General features: G+C 34.9%; 1 protein-coding gene. It reads left to right on the forward strand.

The genetic code is table 11. The features are described 5' to 3' along the window. Positions 1-338: 338 nt before the first annotated feature. Positions 339-836: a hypothetical protein gene (locus O3603_RS12035; RefSeq protein ID WP_371523054.1), complete on the forward strand. Its 498-nt coding sequence runs from the start codon at positions 339-341 to the stop codon at positions 834-836. Positions 837-863: the final 27 nt, after the last annotated feature.

An 863-nucleotide genomic window follows, 5' to 3' on the forward strand; every position in this document is an offset into this window, starting at 1 on the left:
AACAGAGTATTTTGAGAGTACACGTGGATACTGCTGCTTGAAACACGCTCTTGTGTTTCTTGGGTTCAAAAGTACTAAAAATATGAACATGCTCCAAATATTTGATAGAAAATGTTTTATAGATTCTTTGGCTACAATTTTCAGTGCAAGGTGCAAGCCTATATATATAGATAGGTCTTGCACCTTGCACTGAGGGTCCCTACCTTATATTTTATACCGTTGATTATCAACACGTGAAATGGTATTATACTACCGGAAAATGGTATTTTAATATTCTATCTAAAGCCTGTTTCATTAGGAACTTATGCAGCCATAATAATTACAATTATATATATATTATGGCTAATAAAAACAAATTAAAACCCAAAGGGCATCTTTATATTAGTAACCCAACACTTGAGGGTTTAGCTCTTTTATGTGAAAATGCAAAAGAAGCTGCTCATATAAGTGGCATCGAGTATTCAAATTTCCTTAAGGCTTGCAAGATGGAAAAGGATATAAGATTTAGCACATATCGAAAGTGTGCTGCAGGCTTGGGGAAGGAAGTTCTGGTTATCCATCTTCCTTTGGGAACCATAGAGTCAATGATTGAGCCCAAGACTCATGTGAACGGTTTTTATGAAACTATAGAACAAGATAAATTGATTAAGGTGTTGATGGCGGTTATGCCGAGTGACGGAATGAAAATTTTTAACTTCATGGATGATTTCAAAAAACACCTAACAAGTCACGATAAAGAACATCTAATGAAACCATTTTTGTCTGCTATCATTAATCTTTGCCAAACCCTACTTAAAGAAGATGGAACACCACGAAACACTCTCCCTAATAAATGAACTTCAAACACTTCGTGAAGAATTTAG

This window comes from Prevotella sp. 20925_1_30 (genome assembly GCF_041433025.1).
GTDB classification, from domain to species: Bacteria; Bacteroidota; Bacteroidia; order Bacteroidales; family Bacteroidaceae; genus Prevotella; species Prevotella vespertina.

Bases quoted from the DNA above. Each gene is read 5' to 3' on its own strand.
- O3603_RS12035 (WP_371523054.1), top strand. From the start codon at position 339: ATGGCTAATAAAAACAAATTAAAACCCAAAGGGCATCTTTATATTAGT.